We start from the raw sequence: 17441 nt of genomic DNA, 5'->3' as shown, positions 1-17441 counted from the left end.
AACGCTGTGACGGGAATACATCCCCTGAGGATCGTCTGATGACCGCTCGGCAAGTCGAACTCAAGAACATGACGAAGCGTTTCGGAGCGAACCTCGCTCTGAACAACGTGTCGCTGCTGATCCGGTCGGGCACCGTCCATGCGCTGCTTGGGGAGAACGGAGCCGGGAAGAGCACGTTGGTCAAATGCCTCGTGGGCTTTTACCATCCGGACGACGGTCACATCCACGTGGATGGGCGCGAGCACCGGCTGAACTCCCCGAAGGATGCCGACGCGCTCGGCATCGGTATGGTGTACCAGCATTTCACGCTGGTTCCGTCCATGACGGTGGCGCAGAATCTCGTTATCAGCGGCGCGAGATTGCCGGCCTATGTCAACTGGCAAAGCGAGCTGAAGCGGCTGGCGGACGTCACGAAGAAGCTGCCCTTTCACGTTCCCCTCGACGTGCGCGTCTCGCAGCTCTCTGCGGGCGAGAAGCAGAAGGCCGAGATTGTCAAGCAGCTCTATCTCGGGCGCAAGCTTCTCATTCTGGACGAGCCGACTTCGGTGCTCACGCCGGCCGAGGCAGATGAGGTGCTCGGCTATGTTCGCAGCCTGACGCGGGCGGGCGATCTCAGCGCCGTTCTGATCAGCCACAAGTTTCATGAAGTACGCCGATACGCCGACGACGTCACGGTGCTGCGTCGTGGCGCGTCAGTCCGAACCGGAGCGGTCGCGGATCTGTCAGACGATGCCCTGGCCGAAGCAATGATCGGAGAACCCGTCAGCAAGGCCGTGCAGCACGCGCCGAAATCACCGCCGAAGCCCAACATTGTCCTCTCCATCAAGGAGCTCCGCGTGAATGGGGATAATGGCTTACCGGCCGTGAAAGACCTTTCGCTCGAGGTTCGCGAAGGTGAAATTGTGGGAATTGCCGGCGTGTCCGGGAACGGACAATTGGAGTTGGTCGAGACCTTGATGGGCCAGCGCGATCGCAGCGGTACGATCGCCGTATCCGGTGCCGCGTTCAACGGTACGCGAAGGGAAATTGCCCGCCTCGGCGTCTACGGGTTGCCGCAGGAGCCGCTGAAGAACGCCTGTATTGATCGGATGTCGCTGGCGGAGAACCTTGCCCTGCGCAACTTCGATCGGGCGCCACTCTGTCGCGGTATTGCGATGAACTACGGAGCGCTCATGCAGCAGGCCGAGAAGCTCGTGAAGCAATTTCGTGTCAAAGCCCCCGGCTTGACGGCGAGCATGAGCGCGCTGTCCGGAGGCAACGTGCAACGGGCGGTTCTGGCGCGAGAACTCACCCAAAACGTCCGATTGCTGATCGCGTCCAATCCGACGTTCGGACTTGATTTCGTTGCTTGCGAAGAGACCTACCGCCGGATCGTCGAGGCACGGAATGGCGGTGCCGCGGTGCTGCTCATCTCGGAAGACCTCGACGAGCTGCTTGGCCTGGTCGACAGGGTGCTCGTCATGAGCGCGGGCCGTATTGTCCATGAGGTCGCGGCCGACGACGCCGACAAGCGCGTGATCGGCAAATACATGGCTGGAATGAAAGCGGCCTGACTCAAGGCGCGTATCGGATCGGAACTTACAAGGAGACTGCTCGTGGTCACGCAGATAAATCATTTCATCAATGGCAGGCGGGTGCCAGGCGGTACGGAGCGCAGGTTGCCTGTCTTCAACCCAGCCTCGGGCGAGCAGACTGGGTCCGTCGTCGCCGCCGATGCGAGTGTCGTGGCTGAGGCAGTGGCCACGGCCAACCGGGCGGCGCAGGGCTGGGCCGATACGACGCCCTTGCGACGGGCTCGCGTGTTGAATCGCTTTCTGCGGATCCTTGAAGATCGCGCAACGCAGCTCGCTGACGTGATCGTATCGGAGCATGGTAAGGTTCATTCCGACGCCCTCGGGGAAGTTCAGCGCGGGATGGAAGTGGTCGAGTTTGCGACGGCTGCGCCGCAACTGCTCAAGGGCGAACTCACTGAGAATGTCGGGACCCGCGTCGACAGCTATTCCACGCGCCAGCCGCTCGGGGTGGTCGCAGGAATCACGCCTTTCAATTTTCCGGTCATGGTCCCGATGTGGATGTTTCCGGTCGCGCTCGCCTCCGGAAACGCGTTCATCCTGAAGCCGTCGGAACGTGACCCGTCCGCCTCGTTGGTCATGGCGGAATGGCTCAAGGAAGCCGGCCTGCCGGATGGCGTCTTCAATGTGGTGCAGGGTGATAAAGAGGCCGTCGACGCGCTGCTGCATCATCCGGACGTATCGGCGATCAGCTTCGTAGGGTCCACGCCCATCGCGCAGTACATCTATTCGACCGCCGCGAACACCGGGAAGCGTTGCCAGGCGCTTGGTGGCGCCAAGAACCACATGATCGTGATGCCCGATGCCGACATGGATCAGGCGGTCGATGCGCTGATGGGCGCCGCTTACGGCTCCGCCGGCGAACGTTGCATGGCGATTTCTGTTGCCGTACCGGTCGGCGAGAAGACTGCGGATAAGCTGATTTCCGCCCTCGAGCCCAAGGTTCGAGGCCTGAAGGTCGGGCCTGGTACCGATCCCGAGACCGAGATGGGTCCTCTTGTCACGAAGCAGCATCTGGAGAAGGTCCGAAGCTACATCGATGCGGGCGTCGCGGACGGCGCAAGGCTGCTCGTGGACGGACGCAAATTCAGGATGCAGGGTTATGAGAATGGTTTCTTCCTGGGCGGAACCCTGTTCGATCACGTCAAGCCGAGCATGAAGATCTACAAGGAGGAGATCTTCGGGCCAGTGCTGTCGGTCGTGCGAGCGCCGGATTACGCGACGGCCGCGCGGCTGATCAATGAGCACGAATTCGGCAACGGAACGTCGATCTTCACACGTGATGGCGATGCTGCGCGTGAATTTGCGCACCAGATCAAGGTCGGCATGGTCGGCATCAACGTGCCGATTCCCGTGCCGATGGCCTTTCACTCCTTCGGAGGATGGAAAGCATCGATTTTCGGCGACCACCACATGCACGGACCGGAAGGTGTTCGCTTCAATACACGAATGAAGACAGTGACAAGCCGCTGGCCAACCGGAATACGGGCCGGTGCCGAATTCGTCATGCCGACCATGTCATGATGGCGCTCGGATACTGCGTTTGTCGGTTCTCCCAAACTGCGAGGGCCATAGGCCCTCGTTCTTTTCATAGGTCTTTTTCCAATGGCCGCAGTCTCAATCGGGATTGACTGACACTCTCTCCGCCCCACTGCTTTTCGATGCGGTGGGATCATGGGACAGGGGTGACGGACGAACCTTTCTCTGATTGGCTCCAATCGGACAGTGATTGCTGGAGCTAGCTTAAACTTGTCCATGATGGATTGGAGCGAGAGTCAGGCTTTTCAATGCGTTAGAAGGCGGCGTGTGCACGACGTGTGCACCGGCAGATCAAGAAAAATCTTGCGACAGCCAATGTGAGGAGGCCCTCCTGAAGTAGAGTGGCCGCTTCCGCGTGGCGCTTGTGTGCCACCACCCAACGACCTCGCCCGGCCCGATCCCCGCTACGTGCCCGGTTCCCCGGTTGATGACGTCATCGGCCAGCGGATTGAGGATGTGCACGCATTAATGCAGCCGCTCGAATTGCTCACGTCCGTCCCCGATGATGTGCACCCGAGCTGGATCGGTCGCGAGCTCATGGAGAGTGGTGTCAAGCCATTCCACAAGAACTCGTTCGACGTGATCGCGGTAGCCCTCGATGGTTTTTTCGCTGCGGTTCTGCCAGATGGAGGCAAAGCGCGGTATCGCCCCCTTGGGCGGCGCGCACTTCCGTTACCTGTCCCGCGCAGGCTGGGGCAATGCCATATACCACCTTTTGCTCTGTGATGAATTCACTGCACAGCGCGCCCGGGAGATTGGTCTCGTCCAGGAGGTCGTGCCGGCGGGTCAGCAGGTCGCCCGCGCCATGGAGATCGCGGCGATCATCGCCCGCAACGCACCGCTTGGCATTCAGGTCACCAAGGAGGCGGCTGCGAAATATGCCGAGCAGGCGAAGCGGTTGCGATTGGCTCATTCCCGCCATCCGCGATCGCGTGCTCAAGAGAGCCGACGCGCGCGAGGGCATCCAGTCCTTCATCGAACGGCGGCCCGTGGTCTTCCAGGGACGCCGAGAAGAAATCCGGTTGCTACGGGGAGGTGCGGGCGGCGCAACGCCTTGGATGCGGCGGTCAGAGAAAACAGCCTATTTAGCGATCTCGCCGCCCCGTCCGAGAGGTAGCCGGAGAAGTGATGGGCAGGAGGGACCATGCCAGACCGCAATCGTGGTTACGACAGCATGCGTCTTCGGTGAAATGACCGGATCCTCACCGGTTCCGGGATTTACCGGATACGCAGGATAGTCCGCTCCTGCGATGGACAAGCGGAGCCGCTCGCCCTTATTCAGCGTTGCACACGTGGCAGCTAACGTCAGCCGGTACCGTCCAGGGGCGGCGTTGCGATAGTGCGCATATCCGCTGGAGATCTGAAGTGTCATCTCGTCGGGCTTCACGACCGAAAGGATGTAAGAGAGGTCGAAGCTTGGGCGATCGCAGCTCAGGTCGAGCTCGACCTCGGGTTCGCCAACGACTTCCATGGCCTGTTCAAGCGTTTCTGTTGTGAAGGTCAGAACATCGCCCCGTTCATCCGCGACCCGACGATCGACTGGTCCCATTGGAGCGCCATAGTAGCCGCCGACGGTCGGTGCGGGCCGCCACGGGTCATGCACGATATGCTCCACATTCTCCTGCGTGCTCTGTTGCGGGCTGAGAACGCCATCCTGGGAGTCCATCGATGTCCGCCCCGTGCCGCTTAGAAACAGGGGATGCGTACGGTCCGGCAGCTGATCATACGGCCGCCAGGTTTTCAGTCCCATATCGAACAGCTCGATCCTTCCGTGCTCGGCCTTGCCTGGCAGACCCTTGAGGGCGCGGTCGAAGAATTGGATGTGATCAAGGTCGACGTTGCGTTGCGCCTCCGGTCCGAAATCGACCGCGCCGACTTTCCTCGTCCAGGGGAAATGGATCCAGGGTCCGACTATCAGCTTGGTGTCGCTGTTGCTGGTCGCGAGAGCCCGGTAGGCCTCGACCGTGGCCGGCAGAAACGGGTCGAACCAGCCGCCTACGAACAGCATCGGCAGATGGCGCGCGCGAATAGCTTCCACGCTCTTCACGGGCGAAATGCGGTCCCAATACGGTGAATCGACGGGCGTTTCGAGCCAGTCCATGACGTGCGAATAGTGACGATACTTCTGCAGGAGCTGCGGCATAGCCGTGACGGGCCCACTAAGCGGCAGGTTCGCGGACGCGGCTTGCAGGGCGCTGAAGGCCTCGTCATCGCCGGCGCGTCGTGCTGCTTCCGCCGTGATTTGAATGCCCCAACCGATCATGTGCTTCATCTGTAGCGCGCCGTTCTCGTAAACCCAGTGCGCCGGATTCCACGGGCCCATCGCGGGTGCGAGGGCTTTCAGTGATGGGCAGTCTCCCGCAGCCGCAAGGAGCTGGTTGTAGGCCTGATAGGAAAAGCCGTACATCGCGACATCGCCATTGGCGCCATCGAGACGCGCCGCCCATTCGACCGCTTCCGCGCCGTCCTCGACTTCGGTTTCTCCGGGTCGGAATGTTCCTTCCGATGTGCCGCGCCCCCTGACGTCCTGCACTACGACCACGTAGCCGTGTGAGGCGTACCACGCAGGATGCGCATAGCAGATACTGCAGGCGATGCGCCTGCTGTAGGCCTGACGCTGAAGCAGAACCGGATACGATCCCGGCACCGCCGGGCGGTACACGTCCGCGTCGAGCCGTGTGCCATCCTTCAGCATCATGGTCTCGACTTGCGGCGGGAGGATGGGCAGTCGGGAGGAGTTTGGGGACATCTGCCTGGACTTCATCGACGTGAATTCATGCGTTTGGGCTTGGCTCAGGCGTCTCGCGGCGCGCCGCCCGCAGTCGGGCGTTCGTAGTCCGCTGTCGGCCTCAGCCGCGAGAGCGGGTACCGGTCAACCTCCGAGATCAGCTTGATCAAGCGACTTGCCGCACGGTCGATGGTGGCGCGGCCGCGCTCACCATCCGCGAGGGCGGCGTTACCGCAGGCGCCCTTCGGATTGATGTCCTGCATTTGCCAGCCGAACCCAGTTGCGTGGCCCTCCGGCATGAGGATCTCGCATTCCGTCTCGAGGGTCTGCGACAGGGACCTGAAGTTCTCCGCAAGCGTCATGTCAACGAGGCGGGGATGCAGATGGAGCATCACGCTCGTCTCGATTTCTCCCGCGTGGATACCGTGCTTGCGTTCGGACGCAGTGAAAAGGTCCGACAGATCAGTGAAGCGAGACCATTGTGATGAGACGGCCAGCATGCCCAGCCTGACACGCAACTCGCGGCAGACGATCTCCATGACCTGGGGCTGCCCTCCATGCGAGTTGACGAAGACGACCTTGCGGACCCCGGCTCTATGAACGCTTTCGCAGACCTCGTACCAGACGCGGCCCAGCGTTTCCGCAGAAAGCGTCAGCGTACCCGGGAACGCTGAATGCTCGTTCGATTTTCCGATCGAGATCGTTGGCAGGATGAGAGCCGGAAAGTCGTCGGTCATCTGGGCGACCGCGTGCTGCATAATGCCATCATTGATCGCGGTATCGACGCGAACGGGCAGATGGGGTCCATGCTGTTCGACGGCGCCGACCGGCAGCACGGCGACGATCCTGCTCATGTCAAGCTGACGGAAGTCCTCTGTGGAAAGGTCCCACCACCAATGCGATTTCAGTTTCATCTCGGTTGCCTAGCCTCGATTGACGGAGAAGCCGACGATTCCTGTGCTTCGAGCGGCCGCCGATCATTCTTGAATATCGGCAAGAACATGAAAAGCGCCGAATTTCGTCGGTAGCGTTGCCCTTTGGGCAACAGGATCATGACGCCACCGACCGATTTCGATGTTGCCCCGCCGACCGGATCAGCCCGCAACTTCCCGGATCATTGCCTTCAGCATCTCCGCCAGAACGCTCGCGATCGCGCTGGTGCCGCGGCTATGTCCGATCAGCATCAGCGCCTGCGCATCCTGGGAGAGCTCCCGAACCGTCACGTAGGTGAGCCGCCCGGCGCGTCGCTCGGACTCGACGTCGAACGGAGTCAGGAACGTAATGCCATCATTCAAGATGACGGCGTGCCGCATGATCTCGATCGAATTCGTCTCGATGGCAGGCTGCAGGTCGATCGCGACACGGGCGAACGCCGCGTCCAGATAAGGCCGGATCGCGCTGGTCGTGTCGGCGATGACGAGCGGGTAATCGATGCAATCGCTGAGACGGATGCTGCTTCGCTTTGCCAGTGGATGATTTGGCGCCATCACCGCGCCAAGCCGTCCGACGCCGCGGGCGAGAACTTTCAGATTGCTGTCCTTGCCGAAGTCAAATCCAATGCCGATATCGGCTTCGCCGCTGGCAACCGCGACTTGGATCTCCGCCCCGGTATTGAAAAGGGTGAGGCTCAGCTTGACCCGCGGATTGGCAGCTCGAAACTCCTTCACCGTACTCGGGACGAGGTTGGAGGCGAGACCGCTCATCATCGCCACCGTGATTTCTCCCCGTCGCAGGCCCTTCAGCTCCTCGATCTTTGTCTGGGTACGATTCAGCTCTTTGAGCGTCTGACGGACATGTCCGATCAAGACTTCGCCGGCGGCAGTGAGGATCAGCTTCTTCGGGAGGCGCTGGAAGATCGGCGTCCCCAATTGCGTTTCGAGTGCAAGAATCTGCCGGCTGATCGCCGATGCCGCGACGTTGAGACGGTCCGCAGCCTTGCGGATCGAGCCGGTGCGGGCAACCTCGTCGATGTAGTTTAGCAGCCGGCTGTGAAGCATCCTCGCCCCCAATCTCCGGGCAGAATGGCGCCACGTTGCCAAAAAGGCAACGGGTCTGTCGAATCAAAGCGCTTTGACGTGACGCTTCGGCATGCGACATCCATCATGACGACAGGCGCACCGTTCAAGGAATTCATCACATGCCGTTTAGCGTCGCCGAACTCACGCGTGCGAAAGCCTTTCGCATCTCGCCGAGGGACACCAACTATTTCGCAGTGCTGTTCGATCAGGTGACCGACCGGATCGGCAGCATTTTCGTTATCGAAATCTTCCAGCCGGGAGGGGCGACGCCTCCGAACGAGCACGCCTCGGCGTATGAATTCTTTCATGTACTGCACGGCGTCGGCGTTGCGCGATGCGACGGCAAGAGCCTGCCGATCAAGAAGGGTGACTCGCTGCTATTGCATCCCGGCTCCGAGCACGTCGTCGAGAACACCGGGCCGGGCAAACTTTACACGCTCACCGTGATGACTCCCAACGAGGGCTTTTCCGAGCTGATCCGCAGCGGCCAGCCTGTCGAGCTCGATGCCGAGGACTTGCGCGTCCTGCAAGGACTCTAGTCGATGGACATGCGGCCATTCCACCCTGCCGAGGGCGATCAAGAATTGCTTCCGCTCGGCTCGAGCGTCTCGAACCGCTGGATGGTTGCCGAGCGGCAAGCCAATCTGGTGCGCCAGCCGGTCCTGCCGCGGCCATTGTCGGTTCAAGCGCAGACCAAGCTGGTCACATTCGATGTCGCGCACACCGCGCTTATTGTCGTGGATATGCAGAACGACTTCTGCCATCCCGGGGGCTGGCTGGCCCATATTGGCGTCGATATAGCGCCGGCGCGCCGTCCAATTGCGCCCTTGCGGCGCTTGCTGCCGGTTCTCCGCGGCGCCGGCGTACCCATCATCTGGGTCAACTGGGGCAACCGACCCGACCGGCTCAATCTCAGCCCGTCGCTGCTGCACGTGTACAATCCAAGCGGCGCCGGCACCGGGCTAGGCGATGCGCTACCGGGCTCAGGCGCCAAGGTGCTGGAGCGCGGGAGCTGGTCGGCGGCGATCGTCGAGGAGCTTCCGGTGGAGCCGGACGACATCCATGTTGAGAAATTCCGGATGTCAGGCTTTCAGGATACCGAGCTTGACAGCATCCTTCGCAATCTCGGTGTGCACACATTGATGTTCGCGGGTGTCAACGCCGATCAGTGCGTGCTTTGCACGCTCCAGGATGCAAATTTCCGCGGTTACGATTGCGTTTTCCTGGAGGACTGCGCGGCTACGACGTCGCCGGAATACTGCATGGCTGCGACCGTCTACAATGTCAACCAGTGCTTTGGATTCGTCGTCAGGTCGGACGTGATCGTGGCAGAGCTCGTGCATCTTGCATTGGGGAGTGATCGATCGTGAACGATCTCGCATCCGACGCTTTAGACCGCCTTGTCGCCGATCTCGGCGATATCCCCGTCGTGACCGAACAGAAGGTCGTGCGCCGCCGCTCGCGCGACTTTTTCTGGTACAGTCCGATCCTGAACGCGCAGCTCGACGGCAAGTCGGCCGATCTGATCGTATTGCCGCGCGACGAAAAAGACGTGATCCAAGTCGCGGGCGCCTGCGCGCATCATCGCGTACCGATCACCGCGCGCGGGGGCGGAACCGGCAACTATGGACAGGCTGTGCCGCTCAGGGGCGGTGTCCTGCTGGATGTCTCCGGGCTCGAGAGCATCGAATGGATCAAGCCCGGCGCCGTACGTGTCGGCGCGGGCGCCAAGATGCACACGATCGATGCGGTCGCGCAGGCCCAGGGGTGGGAACTACGGATGCATCCGTCCACGAAGCGCATGGCGACGATCGGCGGTTTTGTCGCGGGCGGATCGGGGGGCATCGGCTCGATCACCTATGGCGGCTTGCGAGACCCTGGAAACATCCTGGCTGCTCGCGTGGTCACGGTCGAAGAGCAGCCCCGTGTCATCGAATTGCGCGGCGACGCGGCGCAAAAGGTCAATCGCGCTTATGGCACGACCGGCATCATCACGGCGCTGGAAATGCCGCTCGCACCCGCGTGGAAATGGATCGATGTCATTGTGGCCTTCGATGATTTTCTCGAGGCGGCGGCTTTCGGCTACGAGGCTGCAATGGCCGACGGGATCGTGAAGAAGGTTCTCTCGCCGATCACCTGGCCGCTGCCATCCTATTTCGGCGCGTTGAAACCCTACTGTCCCGACGGAAAGAGTGTGCTCATGGCGATGATCGCCGAGCCTTCGTTCGAGAGTTTCAAATCGCTACTCGGCCGTCGCGGTATTATCACGCTCGAGACGCCAACAGATGAGAGTCCCAGCCGGGTTCCGCTCTACGAATATTGCTGGAACCACACGACGCTCCAGGTGCTGAAGAGCGATCGTTCTGTCACCTACCTGCAATGTCTCTACCCGCATGATCGCGTCCTGGAGAAGGTCGCCGAAATGCGGGAACTGTTTCCGGACGAAGTGCTGCTGCACCTTGAGTTCATTCGTTTCGGCGGGCGCGTGACATGCAGCAGCTTGCCGGTGATACGCTACACCGATGCAGATCGCCTGAACGAGATCATCCGGTTGCATGAAGACCGCGGCGTCTTTATCGCCAATCCGCACGTCTTTACCGTCGAGGACGGCAGCCGGTACAAACGCGCAGATGCGGATCAACTCGGCTTCAAGCACGAGGTCGACCCGCACGGCCTGCTTAATCCTGGGAAGATGAGAAGCTTTGTTAGCGACAGGCCCTGATGTAGCGGCCCGCCTCACGATTGCATCACTTGAATAGCTGACCCGAATTCGCTGACATTGTCAGCGTCGATCCGTTCGTGCTCGTTCATCGACAGGATCGGCGTGGTCGGTGGACGTGCCGGCAGGGGTGCGAAGGTTATGAGAAGAATCCAGTCGTTAGCACGCCGACCGTAACGTCGTTGAACTCGGAGCCCATTCGCGTGACGTTCGACGCGAGCAAGGCAATCTGGGAACCGAAATATTCCCACTTTGTCGATCTCTGGATCGCGTGGAGTTGGACGAATGCTGGAATGGACGTTCGGCGAGCGCCGTCGGTCGAACTCCTGCTCTTTCCGCAGCCTGTGTCGCTAGCAGCCCATTGCCCATGAAATCGGCGCCGCCTCAAAGGCGACAGATGGGCGGGAAAATGCCATTCCCGCGTTCGCTCATCCCGCCCGACGCCGCTGGAATGCCGGGCGCTGGCTTGCACGCGATATTCGGCAGCTCCAATGGCGATTCCGCGTGTCGCCAAGGTGACGTCGGTCGCACCATAGTTGCGTCCGCGAAGCGGATTAGCGGCCGATCCATCCTGCTATCCGAAGCCCGCCCCGTCTGCACATGAAAAAGGCATTGCCGGAAAGGCAACGGATGGCTCGAATAAAAATGCTTTCAGGCGACAGGCGGCCTGTGCATCCTCAAGCCTGGAACGTCTCCCAGCACCGAGCTCGCCGGCCGCGCCGGCGCGATACCCCAAGGGGCACCTGCATGGCGAAGAGAAGTCTGTCCCGAATGGTCGTAGCCGGTTTGGTTGTCGGCGCAGCCCTGGGCGCCGCACTCGCGCCTGCCGCGGCTGCCGACAAGGTGACATTCCTGACGAGCTGGTTCGCGCAGGCCGAGCATGGTGGGTTCTACCAAGCCAAAGCGACCGGGCTCTATGACAAGGCTGGTCTGGACGTCACCATCAAGATGGGCGGTCCGCAAGTGAACAGCTCGCAGTTTCTGCTGGCGGGCGATGCCGATTTCATGATGGGCTACGACATCCAGGTGCTCAAGGGCCGTGAGCAGAACTTGCCGCTGGTGACGGTCGCTTCGTCGTTTCAGTTCGATCTGCAGGGGATCATGACCCACGACGACATAGTCGATCTCGCTGCGCTCAAGGGGAAGCCAATCCTGATCGCGGGATCGTCACGCACGACATTCTGGCCCTGGCTGCGGATCAAATACGGCTATACCGACGAGCAGATCCGTCCCTATACGTTCAACCTGCAACCCTTCTTCGCCGACAAGACCGTAGCGCAGCAGGCCTATCCGTCGTCCGAGCCCTATCAGGCCGAGCAGCAGAACGAGAAGGTCAAGTTCTTCTTGCTCGCCGACAGCGGCTATCCGCCTTATGGCTCGACCATCGTCACCACCGAGAAGATGATCGCCGACAAGCCCGATCTGGTGGCGCGTTTCGTCCAGGCATCGCTCGAAGGCTGGCGCGACTACATGAAGAACCCCGCGCCGGCAAATGCCTTGATCAAGGCCGCCAACGCCAAAATGACGGACGGACAGATTGCCTTTGCGCTGGAAAGAATGCGGGAGATAAAGGCGATCGACCGTGGAGACGCGGCAACGCTCGGTCTGGGGATCATTACGGCTGATCGTTATCGGCAGATCTATGAATTCCTCGTCGCCGGAGGCCTGCTCGACCCAAAGGTCGACTGGCACAAGGCTTTTGACGATCGCTTCGTCAAGAATCTGAAGATCGGCGTCAACTAGTGGAGCCGACACGAGGATGCTGTTGCCCGTTGAGCCGCTCGACCAGGACGCGAAGCAAATGACGACGGCTTGCGATCCAGGGCCGGCCGTCGAGGTCTTGTCCGCCGAGAAGGTCTTTTCCAACGGCGCGCGGGGGCTTGCGCCGATTGATCTTTCCATCGCTGATGGCGAATTCCTGACCCTGATCGGTCCGTCCGGTTGCGGCAAGAGCACGCTGCTCAAGCTGATCGCCAATCTTATCGAGCCGTCTGATGGCCGGCTGCTGTGGTGGCGCGGTGATTTCGCGCAAGTGGGGCAGGAGGGCAGGCGCCTCGCGTTCGTATTCCAGGAGCCGACCTTGATGCCTTGGGCCCGGATCGAAGCCAACGTCCGCCTGCCGCTCGAGTTCGCAAACATGCCGAGAGCCATGGCCGATCCGAAGGTCGCGAATGCCATTGCTCGCGTCGGCCTCTCCGCATTCAACCGGCATTTTCCGCGGCAGCTGTCCGGCGGAATGAAGATGCGTGTCTCCATTGCGCGCGCCTTGGTCACGAATCCCAACCTTCTCTTGATGGACGAACCGTTCGGTGCCCTCGACGAGTTCACCCGCAACAAGCTGGACGATGATCTCGTCAACCTGTCGTGGGAACGCAAGCTGACCACAGCCTTCGTCACGCATTCGATCTACGAGGCCGTGTTCCTCTCGACCCGGATCGTCGTCATGGCCGCGAATCCCGGCCGCATCTTCCGCATCATGACAATCGATCATCCGCAGCCACGCGACCAGGGATTTCGCGACAGCCCGAAATTCGCGGCCTATTGTCGCGAATTGTCGACCTGGCTTGCCGAAGCATCCCTGCAGTCGGCCGGAGGAGGAACGTGAAGCCGCTTCTCGAATCCGAAGCCTTTGTGCGGATCGCGGCGCCGGTTGCGGTCGGAATTGTCCTGTTCGCTGTGTGGGAGACCGGCTGTCGACTGGCTTCCGTTCCCGTCTATCTTTTTCCGAAGCCGACTGACATCTTTGCAAGCCTCCTGCACAACGGCCCCTCGCTCTTGCGTGCGCTGCTAGTGACCTTACGCGTGACCTTGCAGGCCTTTGTGGCAGCGGTCATTCTGGGCACGCTGATCGCCTTCATGTTCGTGCAGAGCCGGGCGATCGAGGTCAGCCTGTTTCCTTACGCGGTACTCCTCCAGGTGACGCCCGTCGTTGCGATTGCGCCTCTCATCATCATTCTGGTGAAGAACACCCAGCTGTCGCTGACTATCTGCGCAACGCTTGTGGCGCTGTTTCCGATCATCTCCAACACGACGCTTGGCCTACGTAGCGTCGATCCGGGGCTTGCGAATTTCTTTCGAATGAATCGTGCCAGTCGCTTCAAGACGCTGGTGAAGCTGCGTATCCCCGGCGCGCTTCCCTACTTCTTCGGCGGTTTGCGGATCTCGAGCGGCCTTGCACTGATCGGCGCGGTGGTCGCGGAGTTCGTGGCCGGCACCGGCGGCCGCTCGTCGGGGCTGGCCTATGAAATTCTCGATGCGGGATTTACGCTCGATATCCCCCGCATGTTCGCTGCACTGTTCCTGATCACCTTGACAGGGGTCCTGCTGTTCGCGGCCATGGTCGCGCTGTCGCAGCTGGCACTGTCGAATTGGCACGACAGCGAGACCCAGGCGGAGGCATGAGTGCGATGCTGATCGACAATGCCGCCGGTATCTTTACCGGCCTGCCCGGTGCCGCCATGCGCACCGCCGGCCAAATCCGGATCCATGACGGTGTGATCGTCGAGATCGGCGCGCTTGCACCAGAACCGGGCGAGCAACGGCTCGATGCTGCCGGCGGGGTGGTCTATCCCGGCCTGGTTTCGACCCATCATCATCTGTTCCAGAGCGTCCTAAAGGGCGTGCAGCCGGGCATCGACCTGCCGCTGGCCGGCTGGCTGCGCGCGGTGCCTTACCGGTTCTGGTCGAGATTCGACGAGGAGGCGCTTGCTGTCGCGGCCCGGATCGGGCTGGCGGAGCTGCTGCTGTCGGGAACGACGACCGTTGCGGATCACCACTATCTCTTCAGTGACACGTTCGGGTTCGACCCGGCGCAGGTGATCTTCGATGTCGCGCGCAGTCTCGGCATTCGCCTGGTGTTTTGTCGCGGCGGCGGCACCACGGCGCGCCATGTCGCTACCGACAGGTTTGCAGCGATGCCGGTCGAAACCCTCGATCGCATGCTGCAGTCGGTGGAGGGCTGCGCGCAGCGCTTCCACGATGCTTCGCCCGGCGGTCTGTCGCGGGTTGCGCTGGCACCGACCACGCCGACCTGGTCGCTCGATCCCGGCGAGCTGCGCGAGGTCATCGCCGCAGCGCGCAGAATCGGGGTGCGGCTGCACAGTCATCTTTCCGAGACCTCGGACTACGTCGATTTCTGCCTGTCGGTCCACGGCAGACGCCCGGTTCATTGGCTCGCCGACCACGACTGGCTCGGCGAAGACGTGTGGTTTGCGCATCTCGTGCATCTCGACGCAGACGAGGTGCGGATTCTCGCGAGCACCGGCACCGGCATGGCGCATTGCCCACAGTCCAATTGCCGCCTCGGCTCAGGCGTCGCGCCCGCCGATGCGATGGCGCGCCTCGGCGGCGCCGTCTCCCTCGGCGTTGATGGTGCGGCCTCCAATGAAGCGGCCGACATGCTCTGCGAAATGCACAGCGCCTGGCACACCCATCGCGCGGTGAAGGGGGCAAGTGCGGTGACGGCCGAGGACGTCGTGCATTGGGCGACCGCAGGCGGTGCGCGTGTGCTCGGCATGCCCCACGTCGGCACGCTGGCGCCGGGGCAACAGGCCGATATCGCGATCTTCAAGCTCGACGAACCCCGCCATTTCGGCATGCACGATCCCCTGATTGCGCCGGTGACCTGCGGCGGCTCGGCGAAGCTTCGCTATCTCCTGATCGGCGGCCGCATCGTCGTCGAAGACGGCGCCATTCCGGGTCTCGACCTGCAAAAGCTCAAGTCGGATGCCGCGCGCGTCGTCACTCGACTCGCTGCCTAGTTTAACGGAGGAAGTTTATGTTGAGCACCAGGCAACCCGTGCTGCGCCGGTTCTGGTATGCGCTGATGCCTCTCGATTATCTCAAGGACGGACCAAAGCCGTTCACCCTGCTCGGCGAGCCGATCGTCCTGTTCCTCGATGCCAGGGGCGAACCCGCTGCGCTGGAAGATCGTTGCTGCCATCGCACTGCGAAGCTGTCGAAAGGCTGGTGCAATAACGGCAATATCGTCTGCGGCTATCATGGTTGGGAATATGATCGCGACGGCAAGCTCGTGATGATCCCGCAATTTCCGTTCGAGCAACCGGTCCCCGATGCCAAGGCGCGCTCGTTTCGAGCCCAGGCCCGCTATGGCTATGTCTGGGTCGCGCTCGGCGAACCCTTGAGCGACATCCCTGCAATTCCTGAAGACGGGATGACGGGCTATCGGCGCATCAACCAGTTCTACGACAAGTGGAATACCGCCGCGCTGCGGCTAATGGAGAACTCCTTCGACAATGCCCACTTTGCCTTTGTGCACAAGGGCACTTTCGGTGACATCAATCAACCGAAGCCCGAGAAATACGAGATCGTCGAGACCGAATTCGGCTTCGATGCTGAAACCATCGTCACGGTGCGAAATCCGCCTGGCGCTTACAGGATCACCGGAACGACCGAGCCGACGACCAGGCGGCATCAACGCAACAAATGGTTCATGCCGTTCTGCCGGCGCCTCGACATGGAATATCCGTCCGGTATCCGCCACATCATCTTCAACTGCGCGACGCCGATCTCGGACGGCCAGATCCAGGTCGTGCAGTTGCTGTTTCGTAACGACACCGAAGCCGACTGCTCCACGCAGGAGTTGATCGATTGGGACGCGGCGATCATCGCCGAAGATCGCGATATGCTGGAATCAACCGACCCCGATGCGATCGTTGATATGGGCCGCAAGATCGAGATGCATATGCCGTCCGATCGCCCCGGAATGATCATGCGCAAGAGGCTGCTCGACCTACTTCGGCAGCATGGCGAAGAAGAGCTGCCGCGAAGTGTATGGGCGTGACCACCCTACCTTGGAGTAGGTGGATGGCAGCAATTGGTGAATCGCTCTCGCACTATTGCGCAGGCTGACGCTGGTGTTGTCTGCGGATGCGCCTTGCGTGAGATGGCGATAGAGCGTGCTCCGCAATTGGAGGCGCGCGATGTAGTGACGGCCGACACGCTCTGGGCATATCGTCTGCTTTGGACGTGGGGGTAAGCTGTCGATCAACGAACTGGCGGCTCCATTCCTTGCGCCGTCAACTATGTGCGTTCTCGTGGTTGGACTTTTCGCTGTAAGCCAATGGTCCGTAACGATCGGATTTTGGCTTGGTTGGGAAAATTCTCTCGAGAAATCAATGTTGTAAGGGTGTCTCTTAATCAGCGGGTCCCAGGTTCGAGCCCTGGTGCGCCCACCAAGCTTTTCAATAGCTTAGGGGTTTGTCGCGGTCGTCATTCCGACAGACGGGTCGTGGCTATTCCGACAAACCGGCTGCCTTTGTTCTTTCTTCTCGCCGCTTCTTCATGCCGGAAATAGCGAGAAGCCGATAGCGACTAATTGCTGAGCCTCGTAGGCGAACTGCACGTTCAATTCTTCTGGATACAAATCGAGCAATTTATGAAGGCGCAACGCGGTGTACCAATGAAAGGGATAAATACTTGGAGTACGTTCTGTCTCTGTTGCTCGCGTTTGTTGTTTGCCTGTCCGTAAATGCCCAGACCTGGCCTGCAGCCTCACGAAGCGGCAAGTTCTCCGTCCGCTCGGCCTCCACCATCACTGCCGTGACCAAGCCGACGGCCGCTCCGGTTGACGACACGTCGGCCAATCTCGATGTGCTGCTGACCGCCTCCAGCAACACACTGATGAATGTCGATACCTATCTCGACAATGGGAGCGGAGGTATCGGTCTGAAAGTGAGCGGCACGACCGTTACCGCCAAAGCGACCCCTCAGGTTGTTCACGTCAACGTGCCGTTGAACGTCCAATGGGTCAAAGTCAGCGGGACCGTGGCCATTACGAACACCACGGTCTCCGCCACGATCATCCAAAGCAAGTAGGACCTGACGAGGACTGGGTTCTCTTTGGA

At 61.0% G+C, this 17441-nt stretch carries 15 protein-coding genes; 12 read left to right on the top strand and 3 right to left on the bottom strand.

Going from position 1 to position 17441, the window contains the following annotated elements; genetic code table 11:
- The first annotated feature begins 38 nt into the window (after positions 1-38).
- From BM118_RS36555 to BM118_RS36545, 3 genes are all read left to right on the top strand, one after another.
- Complete coding sequence (locus BM118_RS36555; RefSeq protein ID WP_092192397.1) at positions 39-1553, top strand: ABC transporter ATP-binding protein; 1515 nt, start codon at positions 39-41, stop codon at positions 1551-1553.
- 42 nt (positions 1554-1595) lie between these two features.
- Positions 1596-3095: a CoA-acylating methylmalonate-semialdehyde dehydrogenase gene (locus BM118_RS36550; RefSeq protein ID WP_092192395.1), complete on the top strand. Its 1500-nt coding sequence runs from the start codon at positions 1596-1598 to the stop codon at positions 3093-3095.
- Positions 3096-3708: 613 nt separating this feature from the next.
- Positions 3709-4227 carry an enoyl-CoA hydratase-related protein gene (locus BM118_RS36545; protein WP_244550319.1) on the top strand — a complete coding sequence of 173 codons (519 nt, stop codon included), beginning with the start codon at positions 3709-3711 and terminating at the stop codon, positions 4225-4227.
- Here the strand turns inward: BM118_RS36545 and BM118_RS36540 are convergent.
- The 3 genes from BM118_RS36540 to BM118_RS36530 form a co-directional block, all read right to left on the bottom strand.
- Positions 4192-5808 carry a CocE/NonD family hydrolase gene (locus BM118_RS36540; protein ID WP_177235016.1) on the bottom strand — a complete coding sequence of 539 codons (1617 nt, stop codon included), beginning with the start codon at positions 5806-5808 and terminating at the stop codon, positions 4192-4194. The genes BM118_RS36545 and BM118_RS36540 overlap by 36 nt on opposite strands.
- Positions 5809-5903: 95 nt before the next feature.
- Complete coding sequence (locus BM118_RS36535; protein WP_092192391.1) at positions 5904-6752, bottom strand: creatininase family protein; 849 nt, start codon at positions 6750-6752, stop codon at positions 5904-5906.
- A 180-nt stretch (positions 6753-6932) separates the two neighbouring features.
- Positions 6933-7835, bottom strand: a complete 903-nt coding sequence (locus tag BM118_RS36530; RefSeq protein WP_092192389.1) for a LysR family transcriptional regulator — start codon at positions 7833-7835, stop codon at positions 6933-6935.
- Positions 7836-7975: 140 nt separating this feature from the next.
- Here BM118_RS36530 and BM118_RS36525 point away from each other — a divergent pair, with 140 nt between their 5' ends.
- The 9 genes from BM118_RS36525 to BM118_RS36480 all read left to right on the top strand — a co-directional run bounded on the left by BM118_RS36525 (position 7976) and on the right by BM118_RS36480 (position 17412).
- Entirely contained in the window at positions 7976-8395 is a 420-nt protein-coding gene (locus tag BM118_RS36525) for a cupin domain-containing protein (RefSeq protein WP_092192387.1), read from the top strand.
- A 45-nt stretch (positions 8396-8440) separates the two neighbouring features.
- Positions 8441-9226 (top strand): cysteine hydrolase family protein, encoded by a 786-nt coding sequence (locus BM118_RS36520; RefSeq protein WP_244550318.1) that lies wholly within the window; start codon positions 8441-8443, stop codon positions 9224-9226.
- A complete protein-coding gene (locus BM118_RS36515; protein WP_092192385.1) occupies positions 9223-10578 on the top strand; it encodes an FAD-binding oxidoreductase in 1356 nt (451 codons plus the stop codon). The genes BM118_RS36520 and BM118_RS36515 overlap by 4 nt, the downstream gene beginning before the upstream one ends.
- 597 nt (positions 10579-11175) lie before the next feature.
- Positions 11176-12318, top strand: a complete 1143-nt coding sequence (locus BM118_RS36505) for an ABC transporter substrate-binding protein (protein WP_244550317.1) — start codon at positions 11176-11178, stop codon at positions 12316-12318.
- Positions 12319-12334: 16 nt separating this feature from the next.
- Positions 12335-13180: an ABC transporter ATP-binding protein gene (locus BM118_RS36500; RefSeq protein ID WP_092192379.1), complete on the top strand. Its 846-nt coding sequence runs from the start codon at positions 12335-12337 to the stop codon at positions 13178-13180.
- Positions 13177-13977, top strand: a complete 801-nt coding sequence (locus BM118_RS36495; RefSeq protein ID WP_092192377.1) for an ABC transporter permease — start codon at positions 13177-13179, stop codon at positions 13975-13977. Before BM118_RS36500 ends, BM118_RS36495 begins: the two co-directional genes overlap by 4 nt.
- On the top strand, positions 13974-15335 hold the full coding sequence (locus tag BM118_RS36490) for an amidohydrolase family protein (RefSeq protein WP_092192375.1): 1362 nt from the start codon (positions 13974-13976) through the stop codon (positions 15333-15335). Before BM118_RS36495 ends, BM118_RS36490 begins: the two co-directional genes overlap by 4 nt.
- Before the next feature lie 17 nt (positions 15336-15352).
- A complete protein-coding gene (locus tag BM118_RS36485) occupies positions 15353-16378 on the top strand; it encodes an aromatic ring-hydroxylating dioxygenase subunit alpha (RefSeq protein WP_092192373.1) in 1026 nt (341 codons plus the stop codon).
- A 635-nt stretch (positions 16379-17013) separates the two neighbouring features.
- Positions 17014-17412, top strand: coding sequence for a hypothetical protein (locus BM118_RS36480; RefSeq protein ID WP_143099585.1), 399 nt, complete (start codon positions 17014-17016; stop codon positions 17410-17412).
- Positions 17413-17441: the final 29 nt, after the last annotated feature.

This window comes from Bradyrhizobium sp. cf659 (genome assembly GCF_900113725.1).
GTDB lineage: Bacteria > Pseudomonadota > Alphaproteobacteria > Rhizobiales > Xanthobacteraceae > Bradyrhizobium.
Note: the sequence above shows the minus strand (reverse complement) of the source record. Positions and strands in the feature narration are given on the sequence as shown.

Excerpts from the sequence above, each read along its gene's own strand:
- BM118_RS36525 (WP_092192387.1), top strand. The coding sequence starts at position 7,976 with ATGCCGTTTAGCGTCGCCGAACTCACGCGTGCGAAAGCCTTTCGCATC.
- BM118_RS36555 (WP_092192397.1), top strand. The coding sequence starts at position 39 with ATGACCGCTCGGCAAGTCGAACTCAAGAACATGACGAAGCGTTTCGGA.
- BM118_RS36535 (WP_092192391.1), bottom strand. The coding sequence starts at position 6,752 with ATGAAACTGAAATCGCATTGGTGGTGGGACCTTTCCACAGAGGACTTC.
- BM118_RS36500 (WP_092192379.1), top strand. The coding sequence starts at position 12,335 with ATGCTGTTGCCCGTTGAGCCGCTCGACCAGGACGCGAAGCAAATGACG.
- BM118_RS36485 (WP_092192373.1), top strand. The coding sequence starts at position 15,353 with ATGTTGAGCACCAGGCAACCCGTGCTGCGCCGGTTCTGGTATGCGCTG.
- BM118_RS36505 (WP_244550317.1), top strand. The coding sequence starts at position 11,176 with ATGAAAAAGGCATTGCCGGAAAGGCAACGGATGGCTCGAATAAAAATG.
- BM118_RS36490 (WP_092192375.1), top strand. The coding sequence starts at position 13,974 with ATGAGTGCGATGCTGATCGACAATGCCGCCGGTATCTTTACCGGCCTG.
- BM118_RS36545 (WP_244550319.1), top strand. The coding sequence starts at position 3,709 with ATGGTTTTTTCGCTGCGGTTCTGCCAGATGGAGGCAAAGCGCGGTATC.
- BM118_RS36540 (WP_177235016.1), bottom strand. The coding sequence starts at position 5,808 with ATGATGCTGAAGGATGGCACACGGCTCGACGCGGACGTGTACCGCCCG.
- BM118_RS36530 (WP_092192389.1), bottom strand. The coding sequence starts at position 7,835 with ATGCTTCACAGCCGGCTGCTAAACTACATCGACGAGGTTGCCCGCACC.